The sequence below is a fragment of the Chryseobacterium mucoviscidosis genome (assembly GCF_002177115.1).
In the GTDB taxonomy this organism is placed as follows: Bacteria; Bacteroidota; Bacteroidia; order Flavobacteriales; family Weeksellaceae; genus Chryseobacterium; species Chryseobacterium mucoviscidosis.
This window is the reverse complement of record NZ_MVAG01000126.1, coordinates 1-264: the sequence shown is the minus strand read 5'-3', so window position 1 is coordinate 264 and position 264 is coordinate 1. Positions and strand designations below refer to the sequence as shown.

1 protein-coding gene is annotated in these 264 nt (G+C 51.1%); it reads right to left on the bottom strand.

What is annotated here, in order from left to right; all coding sequences use genetic code 11:
• On the bottom strand, positions 1-264 hold a 264-nt coding region (locus tag B0E34_RS22785; RefSeq protein ID WP_185117462.1), incomplete at both ends, for a right-handed parallel beta-helix repeat-containing protein.

The following is a 264-nucleotide window of genomic DNA, read 5'->3' as shown; positions in this document are numbered from 1 at the left end:
CCTGCATTGGGTTCAAGATCAATGCCCGCGCGCGGGTCGGTGCCATCGGTATTTTGGAAGATGGAGTTTAGAATTTTGATGTTTTTTCCGTGGGTAACGCTCAGTCCTTGGCGGCGGTTGTGATCCGAGGTGACTTGATAGACGGTAACGTTTTCGTTTTGCGTGGGGTGGGTGCTGTCTTTGCCGAGATATATGCCGTCGCCCCACATGTTTTTGAGGGTAACGTTTTCAATGGTGATATTGGTGGCGGCCATCAAGCGAATG